Source organism: Ruegeria sp. AB7, from assembly GCF_056542625.1.
On record NZ_JBQGAC010000003.1, the window covers coordinates 23,316 to 40,934 of the forward strand.

The 17,619-nt window shown below is 59.6% G+C and carries 18 protein-coding genes and 1 riboswitch; of the genes, 14 read left to right on the plus strand and 4 right to left on the minus strand.

The window, feature by feature from the left end; all coding sequences use genetic code 11:
• Window positions 1-78: 78 nt before the first annotated feature.
• The 3 genes from ACR0EN_RS09990 to ACR0EN_RS10000 form a co-directional block, all read right to left on the minus strand.
• Window positions 79-690 (minus strand): class I SAM-dependent methyltransferase, encoded by a 612-nt coding sequence (locus tag ACR0EN_RS09990; RefSeq protein WP_170818704.1) that lies wholly within the window; start codon window positions 688-690, stop codon window positions 79-81.
• A complete protein-coding gene (locus tag ACR0EN_RS09995; protein WP_480586504.1) occupies window positions 683-1,690 on the minus strand; it encodes a glycosyltransferase family 2 protein in 1,008 nt (335 codons plus the stop codon). Before ACR0EN_RS09995 ends, ACR0EN_RS09990 begins: the two co-directional genes overlap by 8 nt.
• Window positions 1,691-1,804: 114 nt before the next feature.
• Complete coding sequence (locus ACR0EN_RS10000) at window positions 1,805-2,791, minus strand: NAD(P)-dependent oxidoreductase (RefSeq protein ID WP_480439222.1); 987 nt, start codon at window positions 2,789-2,791, stop codon at window positions 1,805-1,807.
• Between the two features lie 105 nt (window positions 2,792-2,896).
• A riboswitch (cobalamin riboswitch) is annotated at window positions 2,897-3,103 on the plus strand.
• An 85-nt stretch (window positions 3,104-3,188) separates the two neighbouring features.
• Between ACR0EN_RS10000 and ACR0EN_RS10005 the strand changes: the two genes are divergently transcribed.
• From ACR0EN_RS10005 to cobJ, 7 genes are read left to right on the plus strand one after another with little or no spacing between them, the layout of a single operon-like run.
• Window positions 3,189-3,569: a DUF1636 family protein gene (locus tag ACR0EN_RS10005; RefSeq protein ID WP_170391837.1), complete on the plus strand. Its 381-nt coding sequence runs from the start codon at window positions 3,189-3,191 to the stop codon at window positions 3,567-3,569.
• The gene (gene cobW, locus ACR0EN_RS10010; protein WP_480586507.1) at window positions 3,566-4,621 is read left to right on the plus strand and encodes a cobalamin biosynthesis protein CobW; all 1,056 of its coding nucleotides are present in this window, start codon (window positions 3,566-3,568) and stop codon (window positions 4,619-4,621) included. Before ACR0EN_RS10005 ends, cobW begins: the two co-directional genes overlap by 4 nt.
• A 5-nt stretch (window positions 4,622-4,626) precedes the next feature.
• Window positions 4,627-7,920: a cobaltochelatase subunit CobN gene (gene cobN, locus ACR0EN_RS10015; RefSeq protein ID WP_480586510.1), complete on the plus strand. Its 3,294-nt coding sequence runs from the start codon at window positions 4,627-4,629 to the stop codon at window positions 7,918-7,920.
• The gene (gene cobG / locus ACR0EN_RS10020) at window positions 7,917-9,044 is read left to right on the plus strand and encodes a precorrin-3B synthase (RefSeq protein WP_480586513.1); all 1,128 of its coding nucleotides are present in this window, start codon (window positions 7,917-7,919) and stop codon (window positions 9,042-9,044) included. Before cobN ends, cobG begins: the two co-directional genes overlap by 4 nt.
• The gene (locus ACR0EN_RS10025) at window positions 9,044-9,673 is read left to right on the plus strand and encodes a precorrin-8X methylmutase (RefSeq protein ID WP_170420943.1); all 630 of its coding nucleotides are present in this window, start codon (window positions 9,044-9,046) and stop codon (window positions 9,671-9,673) included. The genes cobG and ACR0EN_RS10025 overlap by 1 nt, the downstream gene beginning before the upstream one ends.
• Window positions 9,670-10,398 (plus strand): precorrin-2 C(20)-methyltransferase, encoded by a 729-nt coding sequence (locus ACR0EN_RS10030; protein ID WP_170818708.1) that lies wholly within the window; start codon window positions 9,670-9,672, stop codon window positions 10,396-10,398. Before ACR0EN_RS10025 ends, ACR0EN_RS10030 begins: the two co-directional genes overlap by 4 nt.
• Window positions 10,395-11,153 (plus strand): precorrin-3B C(17)-methyltransferase, encoded by a 759-nt coding sequence (gene cobJ / locus ACR0EN_RS10035; protein WP_170818709.1) that lies wholly within the window; start codon window positions 10,395-10,397, stop codon window positions 11,151-11,153. The genes ACR0EN_RS10030 and cobJ overlap by 4 nt, the downstream gene beginning before the upstream one ends.
• On the opposite strand, the gene ACR0EN_RS10040 is transcribed toward cobJ, so the two are convergent.
• The gene (locus ACR0EN_RS10040) at window positions 11,150-11,881 is read right to left on the minus strand and encodes a cobalt-precorrin-6A reductase (RefSeq protein ID WP_170609344.1); all 732 of its coding nucleotides are present in this window, start codon (window positions 11,879-11,881) and stop codon (window positions 11,150-11,152) included. The genes cobJ and ACR0EN_RS10040 overlap by 4 nt on opposite strands.
• Between ACR0EN_RS10040 and cbiE the strand changes: the two genes are divergently transcribed.
• From cbiE to ACR0EN_RS10075, 7 genes are all read left to right on the plus strand, one after another.
• Window positions 11,880-13,079: a precorrin-6y C5,15-methyltransferase (decarboxylating) subunit CbiE gene (gene cbiE / locus ACR0EN_RS10045; protein ID WP_480586518.1), complete on the plus strand. Its 1,200-nt coding sequence runs from the start codon at window positions 11,880-11,882 to the stop codon at window positions 13,077-13,079. The genes ACR0EN_RS10040 and cbiE overlap by 2 nt on opposite strands.
• Entirely contained in the window at window positions 13,076-13,444 is a 369-nt protein-coding gene (locus tag ACR0EN_RS10050) for a cobalamin biosynthesis protein (RefSeq protein ID WP_170401248.1), read from the plus strand. Before cbiE ends, ACR0EN_RS10050 begins: the two co-directional genes overlap by 4 nt.
• Window positions 13,441-14,235: a precorrin-4 C(11)-methyltransferase gene (gene cobM, locus ACR0EN_RS10055; protein WP_480586520.1), complete on the plus strand. Its 795-nt coding sequence runs from the start codon at window positions 13,441-13,443 to the stop codon at window positions 14,233-14,235. The genes ACR0EN_RS10050 and cobM overlap by 4 nt, the downstream gene beginning before the upstream one ends.
• A complete protein-coding gene (locus ACR0EN_RS10060) occupies window positions 14,222-15,544 on the plus strand; it encodes a cobyrinic acid a,c-diamide synthase CobB (RefSeq protein WP_480586523.1) in 1,323 nt (440 codons plus the stop codon). Before cobM ends, ACR0EN_RS10060 begins: the two co-directional genes overlap by 14 nt.
• On the plus strand, window positions 15,541-16,269 hold the full coding sequence (gene cobA, locus ACR0EN_RS10065) for a uroporphyrinogen-III C-methyltransferase (protein WP_480586525.1): 729 nt from the start codon (window positions 15,541-15,543) through the stop codon (window positions 16,267-16,269). Before ACR0EN_RS10060 ends, cobA begins: the two co-directional genes overlap by 4 nt.
• Complete coding sequence (cobF, locus tag ACR0EN_RS10070; protein ID WP_480586528.1) at window positions 16,262-17,005, plus strand: precorrin-6A synthase (deacetylating); 744 nt, start codon at window positions 16,262-16,264, stop codon at window positions 17,003-17,005. Before cobA ends, cobF begins: the two co-directional genes overlap by 8 nt.
• A gap of 76 nt (window positions 17,006-17,081) precedes the next feature.
• On the plus strand, window positions 17,082-17,546 hold the full coding sequence (locus ACR0EN_RS10075) for a DUF302 domain-containing protein (protein WP_480586532.1): 465 nt from the start codon (window positions 17,082-17,084) through the stop codon (window positions 17,544-17,546).
• Window positions 17,547-17,619 lie beyond the last annotated feature (73 nt).

Genomic DNA, 17,619 nt, shown 5'->3' on the forward strand with positions numbered 1-17,619 from the left:
TAACTCTGTTGACGCTGGAAGACATCAGCCAGCCCAGGTTACTTCGCACGAATCTATAATCAGAAAAATGATCTCGGCTCAAAGTTTCTCGACGGCCACTTGCGCCCCGATGATGGCCTTGAGCCGCAGCCCCGCAGAATGTGCCCCGAGGAATTCGTGGAACGCACGCATCACGTCATCTTTCCACCACCCTCGCCTGTGATAATCGTCAAGCATGATTACGCCGCCTTCGATCATCTTGGGCAGCAAAGCATCCAGATCCGTTTTTACGCCCTCGTAGGAATGGTCGCCGTCCAAATAGGCAAACCCGATGCTTTGATCTTCAAACAGACTCAGCGCCGGTTGCGAATAGTCGCGAATGATCGAAATTTGCCCCTTGGCAATCTCGGTGCTGTATTTGCCCGTCACTGCCTCGTAAATTCGATCCATATCCTTTTGCGAGCGCGCTCCGGCAAGCGAAGCACCGCCATCCGGGTCTTGCTGTACTTGCCAGGGATCGATGAGGCACAATTTCGAGGGCTGTAGCTCTTCCATCAGAATCCGCGAAAATTCGCCCTTCCAAACGCCAATTTCAACGCTCAGCCGTCCATGCGGCATGGTCTTGAGCATTTCGCGCCGCAGGGAATCCTTCCGCTCGCGCTGCTCAGCTTGCTTCTTGCGGCGATCCTCAGCAGATACAGCTTCACCCATAGACGTCTTCTCCGGTTGAGGAATTTTGCAACGCTTCAACCAGATCAACCCAATCCGGTCTGGCTCTCAATTCTTCGGCTTTCGACCTGTGCCACTCACATGCTTTATGATGAAGGTCTGCCAATTGCGGATCTGCCATCATCTCAGCTTTGATGTCGTGCATAGCCGGCATGTGTTCCAGAATTGAGCGATCCTCAACATCATTGTGGTTCATCATGAGCCAGTATTTGAGCCCTTGATCCTGCCCCACATGATTGGTGCGCCCACGGTCGCGCTTGACTAAAAAGCTATCAGTGCTGCGCACAGCATAATGATGAATGCGCGCGAATTCATGGCTGAAACCACGCCATGCTTTCCATTTCACTTGGTCTGCTGGGTAGAGGTTCCCGCCCGAATCCCGCCACAACACGCCTTCGTATGGCGCGTCAGGGTTCGGTGCATCTTCTGGATTGATCCTGGGACGATGGGCGCGAAAACGGCTGAATTTTCCGTTGTTGCGGAACAGCGTTTTGAACCCTTTGGTCCGGTGATGCGGATAGCCGTCTTCCGTGGCGGCCAGAAAGAAAGTCTCAGGTACAGGTCGATCAACGAAATCGTTCTGACCCGCGTTTCCGAACATGCGCCAGCAGATCGAGATCGCGTCCGCCACGCCGCTGGCCTCAACGAGGCTTCTTATATCACTATTGGGCAAACGGATATTGATATACTCGTCCACATCCAAACTGAGAATCCAATCCGAAGACAGATAGCTTGGGTGGTTCCGCGCAAGCGAAAATGCACGAACCTGCGGCGCGGCGCGCGGACCCAGTCTGTTTCGTTGGTGGTGAGCCCAGCCAAGCACTTGCAACCGTTCGCCCATGGCATCAGTACCATCAGAGCAATCATTGGTATAAATCAGAATGTCATCAAAACCGATTGCGTGGTTGTAGGCCACCCAATCGATCATGAAAGGCCCTTCGTTTTTCATCGTTGTTACGATGAGAAAGGTCTCATTCGTCATAAGTTATTCTCTTGCCTGTGCCGGTGTCGGACTCCTGTTGATCTGTTTAGAATAGCCCCAGAATTTTGTCCAACCAGGTCGCCAGACAGCCGCAACGCTTGCCGATTATTTGATCTACCGATTCTGCGGGATCACCTCATAACCCGGTTCTTCTGGCTCGTCGTCCAGCATCTCGGTTGGGAACCCTGGCGCCTGGATCTCCAGTCCGGTCGCGTCCTCTAGCCGCCTGATGATGTTCGGGGACAGTTCACGCTCACCATATCGCGCGATGCCATCTTCGAAAATCTTGATCATCAATGGGTTTATCTCCAGAGGAACTCCGGCACGGTCGGCGACCTCCTGAAACAGACCGATATCTTTTTTCACCAGATCCATGGTGAAGGAAATATCGCGCGAGCCGTTCAGGATGACCTGACTTTCGGTCTCGTGCACGAAGGATGTGCCTGACGATATCTTGATCGCTTCATAGGTGGTTCCAAGGTCCATACCGGCGGCCTTGGCTGTCACCAAAGCCTCGGCGCAGGTGATCAGGTTGGCGGTAGCCAGATAATTGGTCAACACCTTCAGAACAGAGGCCGAGCCCAGATCGCCCGTGTGCAAAATGCGCCGCCCCATGGTGGTCAGGAATGGCAGGATACGTTCAAAAGTCTCACGATCACAGCCTGCGAAGATCGAGATATTACCCGTCGCTGCCCGGTGACATCCGCCGGAAACCGGGCAATCCACTGCAGCCCCGCCTCGTTCAATGACCATTGCGCCAAGGCGTTTGACTTCGGCTTCGTCGGTGGTCGACATTTCCATCCAGATTTTGCCAGGGCCGACCTCTGGCAACATTTCCTGCATCACCGCATCCGAGGCCGCAGGAGAAGGCAAACAGGTTATAACAGCATCGCAATCGCGCATCAGTTGCGCCGGGCTTTTGGCGGCTTTGGCACCCTTGGCGACGAATTCGGTCACCAGATCCGGGTTCAGGTCATGAACCGTCAGATCGATACCGTTTCGTAGCAGCGATCCAGATAGCTTGCCCCCTACATTCCCCAGCCCGATAAACCCTACTTTCATGCGCGGTATCCTCCTGTTCGCATCTTGCTGCCATGCCAGCACGTCGTAGCAGAAGTATCATGCCGCCCAGCGACCCCGACAGGTCGCTTTTTATCCGCTTTTTCACGGATCGGCGCGACTCGCTTGACAAGCAACCCTGCCCTGCCGCATGTCCCTTTCGTTGGTGTCTGCGAGAGCAGATGAAAAGGGAATGCGTCAGCGGTTTTTGCCGTCAAACGCAGCCGCCCCCGCGACCGTGACCGGAGAGGGTGCCCAAAGCCACTGGCAGTATGGCCGGGAAGGCGGGACATCCGACAGAGGCCTCCTCTGACATCCGCAAGCCGGGAGACCTGCCAACGCCCGAAGATGAAACCGGACGGGGTGTTCCGGTGTGGGGCTGTGATCGGCCCGCATGAAACCCCGTCCCCCACGAAGAGGATTTGGGGGGATGAGAGACATGACCGAGACCGCACCGGTCGAACTGCTGGTTTGCACTACCTGCCGTCGCGGGCTGCCTGTCGAGGATGACGCCCAGCGCCCCGGCACGTTGCTGCACAAGGCGCTTGAACAGGCGGGCCTGCCCGAAGGCATTACCTTGAAAGCTGTGGAATGCCTGTCGAATTGCGATGAAGGCTGCTCGATCGTGCTACGCGGAGGACCGGATCGCTGGACTTTCGTGTATGAGCATCTGAACGAGATCGACCATGTCGAAACCATCGTCGAAGGCGCAGCCAAATACCTCGCCACCGAGGACGGTTTGGTCAAATGGCGCGAACGTCCCGAACATTTCCGCAAAAACTGTGCGGCCCGCATTCCCCCGATTGGAGCCCTGAAATGAGCAATCTCGAAAAACTCCCCGTCACTGTGATCACCGGCTTTTTGGGCTCGGGCAAAACCACACTGGTGCGCCATCTGATGCAGAACCCGCAGGGCAAGCGTCTGGCGGTGGTCGTCAACGAATTCGGCGATGTCGGCGTCGATGGCGATATCCTGAAGTCCTGCGCCATTCCTGATTGCCCCGCGGAAAACATCATGGAACTGGCCAATGGTTGCATCTGCTGCACCGTGGCCGATGATTTCATCCCGACCATTGAAGCCCTGATGGCACTAGAGCCGCGCCCCGATCACATCCTGATCGAAACCTCCGGTCTTGCCCTGCCTAAACCGTTGTTGAAGGCGTTCGACTGGCCCGATATCCGCTCGAAAATAACCGTCGATGGCGTGATTGCTCTGGCCGACGCCGAGGCCGTGGCCGCTGGTCGGTTCGCTCCGAATGTCGAGGCGGTGGATGCGCAACGCATGGCAGATGACTCGATTGATCATGAAACTCCCTTGTCCGAGGTGTTCGAGGATCAGATTTCCTGCGCCGACATCATTCTGCTGACCAAGCCTGATCTGGCTGGCCCGGAAGGCGTTGCGAAAACGAAAGAGATCATCGCCGCCGAAGCGCCCCGCCCCCTGCCCGTAGTCGAAGTGGCTGAGGGTGCCGTGGACGTCCGCGTCGTGCTGGGTCTAGAAGCCGCGGCCGAGGATGACATGGACGCGCGTCCCAGCCATCACGACGGCCATCACGATCACGAGCATGACGATTTCGAAAGCATCATCGTTGAACTGCCAGAGCAAACCGATCCGATTGATCTGGTCGCCAAGATTGAACGATTGGCCAACGAGTTGAATATCCTGCGCGTCAAAGGCTATGCCGCCGTTCAGGGCAAGCCCATGCGCCTACTGGTTCAGGCCGTCGGTGCGCGCGTGCGTCACCAATATGACCGCCCGTGGGAGCCCGGCGAAGACCGTCGCTCGCGCCTTGTGGTCATTGCCGAGCATGACGATATCAAAGAGGCCGAGATCCGGGATATCCTCGTGGGTGTAACCGAGGCTGCCGAGTAAGACCTATGCACGTCGTCTTCCGCGAAAGCCATGGGCTCGAAGAAACCGAGACCCCGACCGATCTGGGCCAGAGCCCGGCGGATTTGGTGGTGCTGTCCTTTTCCGACAGTGACCTTGGCGCTTTCGCGGCGGGATGGCATCGTGGAGGTGGGCCTGAAGGACGCATGCCAACGATGCGGCTGGCCAATCTGACGGCGCTGAAGCATCCCCTCTCAGTCGACACCTATGTCGAGCAGACACTGGAGGGCGCAAAGGGCATCCTGATCCGTCTGATCGGTGGAGTGCCCTATTGGGCGTACGGCTTGCAGCAGGTTCTGGCGCTGGCGCAGGCCAAAGGGATTGCACTGGCCGTGCTGCCCGCAGACGGTCGCGAGGATACGCGGCTGGATGATTACTCTACCCTGCCTGTCTCGACCCTGCGGCGGCTGGCGCATCTGTGCGACACCGGCGGAGAGGTCGCAGCGCAGGCCGCTCTGGCGCAGATGGCACTGGCTGCGGGGTTGTATGCAGGTCCGGTCATGGGCGCGAAGACCATCCCCGAATGCGGCGCCTGGTGCCCGGATCGCGGTGTGATCCCGGCAGAAAACGCTCTGTCAGGTGATACGAAACGTATCATCGTGACCTTTTATCGCGCATACCTGACCTCGGCAGATACCGCCCCAATCGCGGCGTTGATCCGCAGCTTGCGGGCGCGGGGTTTTGAGGCCGTCGGCCTGTTTGCCCCGTCGCTCAAAGCACCAAATGCCGCCGATTGGCTGCGCGAGACTATTGTGGCGCTGAAGCCTTCGGCGATCGTCAACGCCACCTCATTCTCTGGCAAGGGCGCATCAGGCACCTCACCTCTCGATGTGGCAGAGGTGCCGGTCTTTCAGGTGGCGCTGGCCACCTCACGCCGCAAAGCGTGGGCCGAAGCGGAACGTGGCCTTTCACCAGCTGATCTTGCCATGCATGTGGTCCTTCCGGAAGTGGACGGGCGGATCAACGCGGGCATCGTATCCTTCAAAGAGCCGGGCAAACGCGACCCGCATCTCGAATATTCTCGCTTCGCTCATCGGGCTGAACCCGAACGGATCGAAGCCATCATCAACCGCATCTCCGGCTGGCTGAACCTTCACGACAAACCCAGAGCGGAGCAGGTTCCGGTGCTGGTACTATCGACCTATCCCGGCAAAGACTGGCAGATGGCACATGCAGTGGGTCTGGATACGCTGGCCTCGGCTGAGGCAATGTTGCTCGATCTGCAAGGCGAAGGGTATGACACCGCGCCTGCCGAGCCAATTGCTGAAACTCTTCTTGATGCCCGGATTTCATGGCCGCTAGAGGATTATCAGGCGGCGCTGGCGGCGCTGCCGGAAACACTCCGCGCCGATCTCAATAAGGTTTGGGGCACTCCCGAAGACGACCCTGCTTTCACAAACGGCGCATTCCACTTCACTGCGCTGCGTCGCGGAAAGGCTCTGATCGCGCTGCAGCCCGAACGCGGCACACCCGAACTGCGCGATGACGACTATCACGATCTGTCGCGCACACCGCGCCACGCCTACGTCGCCTTTTACTTGTGGCTGCGCAAAGGATTGGGCGCGGATACGCTGATCCATATCGGCGCACATGGCACGCTGGAATGGTTGCCGGGAAAATCAGTCGCCTTGTGCAACGAATGTTGGCCCGAGGCGTTAATCGGCGATCTGCCGGTGATCTACCCCTTCATTGTCAACGACCCCGGCGAGGCCGCGCAGGCCAAGCGTCGGATCGGGGCGGTCACGTTGGGCCATATCCCCCCCCCGATGAAGGAAAGCGGCACACCAGATCGCATGGTGCGACTGGAATCGCTGTTGGACGAGTTCTCGAATGCGGATGGCCTCGACCCCAAACGCCGTGACCGCCTGCAGGAAGATATCCGGGACGAGGCGCAGGCGATCGGGCTGGAAAGCGATCTTGGCCTCGATCAGGCCACCTGTACCGCCGAGGCGATCACGCGCATTGACCGATTTGTCTGCGACATCAAGGAAAGCCAGTTCGGTGATGGGCTGCATATCTTTGGGCGCGTCCCCGATGAGACGGGTAATTTCGACGCTGCCCCCTCAGCCCAAGCTGAACGCTCTGCCCTGATTGACGCTTTAGCGGGCAAACGGATCGAGGCCGGGCCGTCCGGATCCCCCTATCGCGGACGTACGGATGTATTGCCGACCGGGCGGAATCTTTTCACGACCGACCCGCGCTCGGTTCCCACGCGCGCGGCCTATACACAAGGCGTCAAGCTCGCTGAGGAACTGGTTCGGCGGCACCTGCAAGAAGAAGGCGACTACCCCAAGGGCTTGATCGTCGATCTATGGGGTTCGGCCACTATGCGCACAGCGGGCGAGGAATTCGCCCTGGCGCTGCACCTGCTGGGGGTGAAGCCGGTTTGGGATAAAGGGTCTGAGCGGGTCTCGGGCATCGAAGTGTTGCCGATCACCGATCTCAGCCGCCCGCGACTGGACGTAACATTGCGCGTCTCAGGTCTTTTCCGGGACGTGTTCCCGACGCTTTCCGCGCTGTACGGTCAGGCTGTTCGCGCATTGACCAAACGAGATGAAGCACCCGACTGGAATCCTTACGCCGGTCAGGAGCCTGCGGCGCGGGTCTATGGGCCAGCCCCCGGCAGCTATGGTCTGAACATGACTCATCTGTCCGAAACCTATACGGATGAGGCACGCGTGCAGGCGGGTGAGGCTTGGCTGGACGCCAGTTCCTTCGCTTTGGAAGGTGAACACATCGCGCAGGATAAGGACGGTATCTCGCAACGCGTCGCCAACGCCGACAGCTTTGTGCACCTACAGGACCTGACCGAGACGGACTTGCTGCTGGCCAATGATTATGCAACGCACGAGGCCGGATTTGCCGCCGCCAAGAAAATCACCGGCGGTACCGCACAGCTCTATCATCTGGACAATACCAACCCGGACAACCCGCGCGCCCGCACCCTGCCCGAGGAAATCAGCCGCGTCGTCTATGCCCGCGCCGCCAACCCGGGCTGGATTGCCGGAATGCAGCGGCACGGGTTCCGGGGCGCCGCTGAAATCGCGGCGACGCTGGATCATATGGCATCTTTCGCGCATCTGTCCGGCACAGTCGCACCGCATCTGTTCGATCTGTACCACGACGCCACGCTGGGCAATGAAGAGGTCGACGCCTTCCTGCAACAGGCAAACCCGCAAGCACATCAGGCCATGCAGGATCGGTTCCGGGCACTGCTGGAGGCAGGGCTATGGCATACCCGCCGGAACTCGATCCGCGCCGACCTGGAGGGGTTGGGATGAGTGCGCCCATCGTGCAGGGCTGGTGCCCCGGTGCCCATCGCCCGATGATGTCCGGTGATGGGCTGGTCGTGCGTGTGCGCCCTCGGCTGGCGCGCCTGGATGCCCAACAGGCGATAGGGCTGTGCGAATTGGCGGAACGGTTCGGCAATGGCACGATCGACCTTACCAACCGCGCCAACCTTCAGCTGCGTGGAGTAAAGGAAACCGACCATCAATCCTTGTTGGCCGCGCTTTCCTCGCTGAACCTGCTGGACGCCGAACCCGGAATCGAAATTCGCCGCAACATTCTGGTCTCGCCACTCTATGAAGCCGGTGATCTGACCGCTCGGCTGACACAGGAATTGATCCAGCGTCTGGCCGAGCTTCCGGATCTACCTGCCAAGTTCGGCTTTGCCATCGACACAGGTCCCGCGCGTTTATTGGCCGATGACTCGGCTGATATCCGGCTTGAACTCGGTTCAGGCAGCCTGATCCTGCGCGCGGACGGGGCCGAAACCGGGCGAGCGGTGTCGGAAGCTCAAGCCATCGACCAAGTGATTGCGTTGGCGAAGTGGTTTGCGCAAACCCACACAACCGAGACCCGCCGCATGGCGCGGACCGTTGCCACATATGGTTTACCCAGCGAGTGGCAAGGCAGCGCGCCCGGCCCCATTGGTGTGCCTCTTCAGCCGGGAGCCCGCGTGCAGGGGACACTCTATGGCGCTGCCTTTGGGCAGCTACCGGCGCGGCAACTCCATTTGCTGATCGAAAACAGCAACGCCACTGCCCTGCGGGTCACACCATGGCGGCTGTTCCTGTTGGAAGGCGGGGCGGCGATACCCGCCCTTGACTTTGTCACAGATGGCACCGACCCGCTGAGAACAACCGACGCCTGCCCCGGCGCGCCATACTGCCCGCAGGCGCAGGTCGAAACCCGCGGTGTGGCGCGCGCCCTGGCCGCGCGCGTTGCAGGCAGCCTGCATGTATCGGGCTGCGCCAAGGGATGCGCCCGAATGGGTCCGGCCGATGTCACTTTGGTTGGCAATTCCGGACGATTTGACCTTGTCAAACAAGGCCGCGCGGGGGATGAGCCCTGCCAACGCGGCCTGACCGAAGAAACACTCATGACCATGGACTTCACCTGATGCCCTATGAATACGAAACCGACGGCGCGGCGATCTACAAGCAGAGCTTTGCCACCATCCGATCCGAGGCTGATCTGGCCCGGTTCGATGCCGATGAAGAACAGGTCGCCGTTCGGATGATCCACGCCGCAGGGATGGTCGGGCTGGAAGAGTTCGTCCATTTCTCGGACGGTTTTGTCTCGGCAGCGCGTTCCGCGCTGGAAAATGGCGCGCCGATCCTGTGTGATGCCCGCATGGTCAGCGAAGGCGTCACCCGCTTTCGCCTGCCCGCTGACAACGAAGTGATCTGCACCCTGCATGACGAGCGTGTTCGCCCTCTGGCTGCTGAAATGAGCAACACGCGCTCTGCCGCCGCGCTAGAGCTGTGGCGTCCGCATCTGGAAGGAGCACTGGTCGCGATCGGTAACGCCCCTACCGCGCTTTTCCACCTGCTGAACATGTTGGAGGATCCCGACTGCCCACGCCCCGCTGCCATTATCGGCTGCCCGGTGGGCTTCGTCGGAGCGGTCGAGTCCAAGGATGCCTTGTGGGAGGCGCAGCCCGTACCCTCCTGCATCGTCAAAGGCCGTTTGGGAGGCAGTGCGATCACCGTAGCCGCAATCAACGCCATCGCGAGCCGCGCGGAATGAGCGGGGGAAAGATATACGGCGTAGGCCTTGGCCCCGGCGATCCGGACCTGATGAGTGTCCGTGCGGACCGCCTGCTGCGCAATGCCCGCCATGTGGCGTTTTTTCGCAAACCTGGCCGCACAGGTCAGGCCCGCAAGATCGTCAATGGAATGATCCCCGGCGACGCCATCGAGTTTCCAATGGAGTACCCGGTAACAACCGAAATCCCGGTGACGGATCCAAGGTATAATGAACTCCTTTCGGTGTTTTACGAAGACTGTGCCGCACATCTGAAATCGCTTACCGAAAATGGTGAGGATGTAGTGGTCCTGTGCGAAGGCGATCCGTTCTTCTATGGATCATTTATGCACCTTTACAATCGATTACGAGACATATCTGAAGTCGAAGTCGTACCTGCCATAACTGGCATGTCCGGCGCTTGGACCGCAACCGGTGACCCGATAACTTGGGGCGACGATGTCCTCACGGTTCTTGTTGGAACCTTGCCCGAGGATACGCTGACTGAACGCATGTCCCGGACCGACGCGCTGGTTGTCATGAAGATCGGGCGGAACTTCGACAAGGTAAAGCGCGCGCTGAGACAGGCCGGGCTTTATGATCGCGCGTGGATCGTCGAATACGCTCAGATGCCGAACCAACGGGTCTGCAGACTGTCTGATAATTGCGAAGGAATCACGCCCTATTTCTCAATCATTCTGGTTCATGGACAGGGACGCCGACCATGAGCGGTTGGGTCAAGATCGCTGGCCTTGGGCCTGGAAACGAAGCACTGGTCACCCCCGAAGTCACTGCCGCGCTGGCAGAAGCGACGGACGTGGTTGGCTACATCCCTTATGTTGCTCGGGTGGCGGAGCGTGAGGGGTTGACCCTGCACGCCAGCGATAATCGGGTCGAGATCGACCGCTCTCAGCACGCTTTGCAATTGGCGGCCGACGGTAAACGCGTCGTTGTAGTCTCGTCAGGGGATCCCGGCGTATTTGCGATGGCCGCAGCGGTGTTTGAAGCGCTTGAAAACGGGCCGAATGACTGGCGCGACATACAGATCGAAGTGTTGCCAGGGATCACTGCGATGCTGGCGGCTTCGGCCCGTGCCGGGGCACCGTTAGGGCATGATTTCTGCGCCATCAACCTGAGCGACAACCTGAAGCCATGGCCACTGATCGAAAAGCGCCTGCGACTTGCCGCGCAGGGCGATTTCGCCATGGCGTTCTATAACCCTCGCTCGAAGTCTCGACCGGAAGGGTTTGAAAAAACGCTGGAAATCCTGCGGGAGGAATGTGAGCCGGAACGCCTAATCCTGTTCGCACGCGCTGTATCCCGCGAGGATGAGGCTTTGCGGATTTCAACTCTGGAAGAAGCCACGGCAGATATGGCGGACATGCAGACTGTCGTCATCGTCGGCTCGTCCCTGACCCGCATAGTTGAGCGCAACAGCGCCCCGATCGTCTACACCCCGAGATTCACGCTGGCCAAGGATTAAGTATGCGCCAGCCAGTCCAAGACCTGCGTGACATTTGCCAACTCGGTCCGCTTCGGCAGGGTCGGACGGTCTATCATCAGAACCGGCAAGCCCAGCGCCCTTGCGGCATCCAGTTTGGCCCGCGCGCCGGTGCCACCCGCATTCTTGGACACAATCAATTGCGTTTGGTGGCCCTCCATCAGCTTCCGATCATCTTCAACAGAGAACGGCCCCCGCGAAACAATCACCTTGCTGTTGGGCAGCGGCACAGTTTCTGGTTCGTCCACCAGCCGCAAAAGGTAGTGATGCTGAGGCTGAGCGGCGAAATCATGAAGATGCATGCGGCCAACTGCCAGGAAGACGCGGCGGGCTGGACCGGCCAGAGCTTCAACCGCAGCTTCAATATCCGGTACGTGCTGCCAGTTATCTCCGTCTTGCGCGACCCAGGCAGGCCGGGTCAGAGCGGCCAAGGGCGTTGCAGCCCTCGCACAGGCATCCACAGCATTCCGGCTCATCTGCGCTGCAAAGGGATGAGTCGCATCGACAACATGGCTGACGCCGTGCTCGTGAATGTACCGCGCCAGTCCCGCTGCACCGCCAAACCCACCCACGCGCATCGGCACGGGTTGCGAGCGCGGGTTATCGACACGTCCGGCGTAGGAATAGGTAGCGGGAATGCCTTGATCGGCAACCGATTTTGCCAGAGCATTCGCCTCGGTCGTGCCACCAAGAATCAGGAGGTTGGGCATGTCTGAAACTCCGTGGTTGACCGTTCTGGGTTTGGGCGAAGATGGACTGGATGGCCTGTCCCCTGCAAGCCGTCAAGTGCTGGACCGCGCTGAGATTGTCATGGGTCCGACACGCCACCTGTCGTTGATCCCAGACAGCGCGGCGGAACGGATTGAATGGCCGGTCCCATTTGCCGATGGCCTGCCAATTCTGACCGCATTGCGCGATCGGCAAACCGTTGTGCTGGCCTCGGGTGATCCGTTCTGGTTCGGGGCCGGGTCCGTTATCGCGCGTAATTTCGATGCGAACGAATGGATTGCCCTACCCGGCCAGTCGACCTTTTCGCTTGCTGCTGCGCGGCTTGGTTGGCCGCTTGAAAACACGTTGACCTTCGGGCTACATGCCGCGCCTCTGACGCGCCTTCGCCCTCACTTGGCACCCGGCCTGCGCGCGATTCTCTTGCTGCGCGACGGCAAAGCCGTAGCCGAGCTTGCGACCTATCTGGGCAAAACCGATTTTGCGGATTGTACTCTGCACGTCATGGAAGCGCTCGGTGGCCCCCGTGAACGCGCGCGCAGCGTGTCGCTGACCGAGGCGTTGCTTGGTACATTCGAACATCCGGTTTGTGTCGGTCTTGATGTCGCGGGTACTGGGCGTGCCTTTCCCAAAGCCTCGGGAAAGCCCGATGACATCTTTGAAACCGACGGCCAGATCACCAAGCGCCCCATTCGCGCGCTAACCCTGTCGGCGCTTGCTCCTCAGCGGGGTGAGCATCTGTGGGATATCGGTGGTGGCACCGGTTCGATCAGCATCGAATGGCTGATGTGCGATCCGACGCTAACTGCAACGACTATCGAGCCGCGTGCTGATCGGGCCGAACGCATTCGCCGCAATGCCAATACGTTAGGGCAGGATCGGTTGTGCGTTGTGCACGGTTCTGCACCAGAGTCGTTGGCTGATCTTGACCGACCCGATGTGGTGTTCATCGGTGGAGGTCTGAGAGCGGATCTGCTGAACTGGCTACACGCTAATCTTCAGGCCGGCACGCGGCTGATCGCCAACGCGGTGACATTGGAAAGCGAAGCGTTACTAGCTGAATGGCACGACAAGCTCGGCGGAGAACTGCTGCGCATCGAACTGGCGCAAGCAGCTGCGCTTGGTCCACGGCGAGCCTGGAAATCTGCCTACCCAGTGGTGCAGTGGAGCCTCACGTTATGATCGTCGCGGGGTTAGGTTTCTCATCCTCTGCTACGCTGGCCAGTCTTCGTGCCGCTTTCGAGCTTGCCTCGACAGGAAAAACTGTCGATGCCCTTGCGACCGTTGCGGACAAGGACGGACACGCCGCACTTGCCGCGCTTGCAGAAGCAACTGAGCTGCCGATACATTTCATTCCGGCAAATGATCTTGCCGAACAACGCACACTTACTTGCTCAACCCGCAGTCGCGCCACATATGGCACCGGCAGCGTGGCCGAAGCATCCGCTCTTGCTGCCGCCGGACATGGCGCGCGGCTGATTTCACCCAGACAAATCTCGGACGACCGGCTTGCAACCTGCGCCGTCGCCATCGGAGGACAGACATGACCGTTCATTTCATCGGCGCCGGACCGGGCGCCGCCGACCTGCTGACCTTGCGCGGGCGCGATATCATCGCATCTTGCCCAGTGTGCCTCTACGCAGGTTCATTGGTTCCTGAGGAGATTTTGGGCCATTGCCCCGAAGGCGCGAAGATCGTGAACACCGCTCCGCTGGATTTGGATCAGATCATGGCCGAAATCGAAGCTGCCCATAGTGCTGGGCAAGACGTAGCGCGGCTGCATTCCGGCGACCTGTCTGTCTGGTCGGCTATGGGTGAACAAATCAGGCGGTTGAAAGAAATGGGTATCCCGGTGAGCGTCACGCCCGGTGTCCCCTCATTTGCGGCTGCGGCTGCGGCGCTCGGGACCGAGCTTACCTTGCCCGGACTGGCGCAATCGGTGGTTCTGACTCGGACGCCCGGGCGCGCATCTTCGATGCCTGCCGGTGAAACGCTGGAAAACTTCGCACGCACAGGGGCCACGCTGGCGATCCATCTGTCGATCGGCAATCTAGATACCGTTATCGCAGACCTGACGCCCGCCTATGGCGCCGACTGCCCGGTTGCTGTGGTTTATCGTGCCAGTTGGCCGGATGAACAGATCATCCGCGCAACGCTTGCCACATTGAAGGAGGCGCTGGACAACAGCATCTCGCGCACCGCACTGATCATGGTTGGTCCGGCGCTTGCAGGTGAAGGGTTTGACGAAAGCTGCCTGTATTCCAAGACATATGACCGCCGCTATCGCCCTCAAAGCGCCGACAGTCCGTGGTCGAGCTGGAGCCATGGTGATGACTAACCCACCGGGAATACTGATTTCCGCTCCGTCTTCGGGTACAGGCAAGACCACAGTCATGCTAGGATTGCTCCGGGCGCTGGCCGAGGACGGCTTGACCGTACAACCGTTCAAAAGCGGACCGGACTACATCGACCCGGCTTTTCACCGGGCTGCGGCAGGCCGTGCCTCGTTCAATCTGGATAGCTGGGCGATGGGGGAGACGCTGCTAAGCGCGATCTCTGAGCAGGCGACGGGCGCGGATATTGTAGTGGCCGAGGGCTCGATGGGTCTGTTTGATGGTGTCGCCAAACCCGGAGAGCTGGGGCATGGGTCGAGCGCTGAAACGGCGCTGCGCATGGGATGGCCGGTCGTTCTGGTCCTGGATGTCGGAGGACAGGCGCAATCGGCGGCGGCGACCGCGCTTGGCTTTCGGATGTATAACCCCGATCTACCTTTTGCCGGCGTGATCCTGAACCGCTGTGCCAGCCCAAGACATGAGCGGCTGACGCGGCTGGGCATGGAACGGGCTGGATTGCCGGTTCTGGGCGTTCTTCCGCGCCGAGGTGATCTGACCCTGCCCGAAAGACATCTAGGCCTGATCCAGGCGGTTGAGCATCCGGATCTGGAAACGGCAATCGCCGGATATGCCGCATTCCTGCGTGAACATGTCGATCTGGATGCGATCAAACGGGCGGCCTCCTCAGGCCCTGCTGGGCCATCGTCAGCCGCGCTGCCGCGACCCCCGGCGCAGCGGATCGCACTGGCCCGTGATGCAGCGTTTTCATTTACCTACCCGCATCTGCTGGAAGGGTGGCGCAGCGCCGGTGCAGAAATACTGCCCTTTTCCCCACTGGCAAACGAAGCGCCAACTGCAGACGCCGAACTGGTCTGGCTACCGGGGGGCTATCCCGAGCTGCACGCAGGAACATTGGCGGCAGCAGATACCTTCTTGACGGGGCTGCGCAAACACGCGGAAACGCGGCCCGTGCATGGTGAATGCGGGGGCTATATGGCATTGGGGGAAGTTCTGGTCGACAAGGAAGGCGCGCCACATCAGATGGCGGGGTTGTTGGGTCTGCAAACCTCATACCAAAAGCGCAAATTCAACCTTGGCTATCGTAGGGCTGAACTTTTGGCGTCGATGCCTGGCTTTGCCAAGGGTACCGCCTTGCGCGGACATGAGTTCCACTATTCCTCGATCATCGAACAACCTGACGCTCCTCTTGCGCGAGTCTTCGATGCCGAGGGGGCCGAAGGCCCTCAGACAGGATCGCGACGTGGCAATGTCACCGGCACATTTTTCCATCTTATTGCAGAGGCCTCGGCATGACCGGTTTTGTCTCTTTCATTGGCTCCGGTCCGGGTGATCCGGAGCTACTAACGCTCAAGGCCGTAGACCGGATGCAGAAGGCCGATGCGGTGCTGTTTGATGATCTCAGCAGCGGCCCGATCCTGACCCATGCGCGTGACGATGCTGATCTGGTTGGTGTTGGCAAACGCGCCGGTCGCCCTTCGCCAAAGCAGGATCACGTCAGCCGATTGTTGGTGGAGTATGCGCAGATCGGTCAGCAGGTGGTACGCCTGAAATCCGGTGATGGAGGATTGTTCGGTCGACTGGAGGAAGAACTCGTCGCGTTGCAGGCAGCCGGCATCAAATATGAGATCATTCCCGGCATCCCCTCTGCCGTCGCGGCGGCAGCTGCCGCTGGTATTCCTCTGACCCGACGCCTGACTGCACGTCGTGTTCAATTCGTCACCGGGCATGACGTAAGTGGCAAATTGCCGACCGATCTGAACCTTCCCGCCCTGGCTGATGCTAGCGCGACGACGGTCGTATTTATGGGCAAGCGCACTTTTCCCTCGCTGGTCGAAGCCCTGAGCGCGCATGGCTTGCCGTTGGACACGCCTGCATTGATGGCCGAATCTGTTTCAACTCCTGAGCAATCCTTGCATCGCTCCACAATCGGAGACCTGTCCGACAAGCTGCGATCCGAGCTTGGAACCGCCCCGGCCCTGATCCTGTATGGCCCGCTGGCAGAGTTCGAAGATGTTTGAACTGATCCTGATCGGAATCGGCACGGGTAATCCCGACCACCTGACCTTTCAGGGGGCGAAGGCGATCAGATCAGCGGACCTGATCCTGATTCCGCGAAAAGGAGAGAACAAAGCCGATCTGGCCGGTTTGCGCGAAGACATCATCACGCAGGTAACCGACAAACCTGCACGGATCGCCTATTTCGACGTTCCCAAACGCCGGGCCGATGACGGTTATCTCCGAGGCGTCGACGAATGGCACGACGCAATTGCCCTGCGCTGGCACGAGGCGATTTCAGCCTACCCGGACGCGCAGAAGGTGGCGTTGCTGATCTGGGGTGATCCGTCGCTGTATGACAGTTCGCTAAGAATTGCAGCGCGGCTGGACCCGCAACCGCGAGTCCAGGTTATGCCGGGAATCACAGCGTTACAGGCGTTGACTGCAGCCCATGCGATCCCGATCAATGATCTGGGTGCGCCCTATGTCGTGACCACAGGCCGTCGCATCCGCGATGATGGATGGCCTGAAACGGCGTCGAAAGTGGCCGTAATGCTGGATGGCGAATGCTCGTTCCAGAGCCTGAAGATGACCGATTATGACATCTGGTGGGGGGCATATGTGGGCATGAAAGAAGAGATTCTGATCAAAGGCCCATTGGCGGATGTGGCGCAAGACATTCTGGATACCCGCACGCAGGCCCGCTCTGATCACGGCTGGATCATGGATATCTATCTGCTGAAGAAACGTGCGGCCTGACGCGCGCACAGGATTGTGAGCCCCGTTTCAGCGCTTTTCTGTCATCAATTCCCCAGTCAACAGGAAGGGAAAGAACATGAGGGCGCTTTGGGCTGCAATCTGCCTGCTGGCGATGCCTGCTTGGGCCGACGGCATCGAACCTCTTACTGGATGGGCGGTTTACTCCAGCGGAAAAAGCTATGAGACCCTCGTGGAAGACACAAAGGCCGCGGTAAAGGAAAACGGCCTGATCGTTGTGACACAAGCTGGGCCGACCAAAGCGGCGGCCTCGCGCGGTATCACCATTCCGGGCAATCGGGTGATTGGCGCATTCAACAACGATTACGCAGTTCGGGTTCTTGAAACCTCGACCAATGCGATGATCGAAGCGCCCATCCGTTTCTACGTGACCGAGAACGAGGACGGCACTGCAACCCTTTCTTACAAGACACCAAGCTTCGTCTTTGCCCTTTACGCAGACGAGGGCGGAGACGCTCTGCGCGAGATTGCCATAGAATTGGACGCAAAGTTTCAGGCCGTAGCGGAAAACGCCGTCAAATAGTCACACTGACGTGAACCTGCTTGCGTCCGGACGCGTCCTCCGCAATCTGCTGGCAGATAACTTTGTCGGAGCT

Excerpts from the sequence above, each read along its gene's own strand:
- ACR0EN_RS09990 (WP_170818704.1), bottom strand. The coding sequence starts at position 690 with ATGGGTGAAGCTGTATCTGCTGAGGATCGCCGCAAGAAGCAAGCTGAG.
- ACR0EN_RS09995 (WP_480586504.1), bottom strand. The coding sequence starts at position 1,690 with ATGACGAATGAGACCTTTCTCATCGTAACAACGATGAAAAACGAAGGG.
- ACR0EN_RS10005 (WP_170391837.1), top strand. The coding sequence starts at position 3,189 with ATGACCGAGACCGCACCGGTCGAACTGCTGGTTTGCACTACCTGCCGT.
- cobW (WP_480586507.1), top strand. The coding sequence starts at position 3,566 with ATGAGCAATCTCGAAAAACTCCCCGTCACTGTGATCACCGGCTTTTTG.
- cobN (WP_480586510.1), top strand. The coding sequence starts at position 4,627 with ATGCACGTCGTCTTCCGCGAAAGCCATGGGCTCGAAGAAACCGAGACC.
- cobG (WP_480586513.1), top strand. The coding sequence starts at position 7,917 with ATGAGTGCGCCCATCGTGCAGGGCTGGTGCCCCGGTGCCCATCGCCCG.
- ACR0EN_RS10025 (WP_170420943.1), top strand. The coding sequence starts at position 9,044 with ATGCCCTATGAATACGAAACCGACGGCGCGGCGATCTACAAGCAGAGC.
- ACR0EN_RS10030 (WP_170818708.1), top strand. The coding sequence starts at position 9,670 with ATGAGCGGGGGAAAGATATACGGCGTAGGCCTTGGCCCCGGCGATCCG.
- cobJ (WP_170818709.1), top strand. The coding sequence starts at position 10,395 with ATGAGCGGTTGGGTCAAGATCGCTGGCCTTGGGCCTGGAAACGAAGCA.
- cbiE (WP_480586518.1), top strand. The coding sequence starts at position 11,880 with ATGTCTGAAACTCCGTGGTTGACCGTTCTGGGTTTGGGCGAAGATGGA.
- ACR0EN_RS10040 (WP_170609344.1), bottom strand. The coding sequence starts at position 11,881 with ATGCCCAACCTCCTGATTCTTGGTGGCACGACCGAGGCGAATGCTCTG.
- ACR0EN_RS10050 (WP_170401248.1), top strand. The coding sequence starts at position 13,076 with ATGATCGTCGCGGGGTTAGGTTTCTCATCCTCTGCTACGCTGGCCAGT.
- cobM (WP_480586520.1), top strand. The coding sequence starts at position 13,441 with ATGACCGTTCATTTCATCGGCGCCGGACCGGGCGCCGCCGACCTGCTG.
- ACR0EN_RS10060 (WP_480586523.1), top strand. The coding sequence starts at position 14,222 with ATGGTGATGACTAACCCACCGGGAATACTGATTTCCGCTCCGTCTTCG.
- cobA (WP_480586525.1), top strand. The coding sequence starts at position 15,541 with ATGACCGGTTTTGTCTCTTTCATTGGCTCCGGTCCGGGTGATCCGGAG.
- cobF (WP_480586528.1), top strand. The coding sequence starts at position 16,262 with ATGTTTGAACTGATCCTGATCGGAATCGGCACGGGTAATCCCGACCAC.
- ACR0EN_RS10075 (WP_480586532.1), top strand. The coding sequence starts at position 17,082 with ATGAGGGCGCTTTGGGCTGCAATCTGCCTGCTGGCGATGCCTGCTTGG.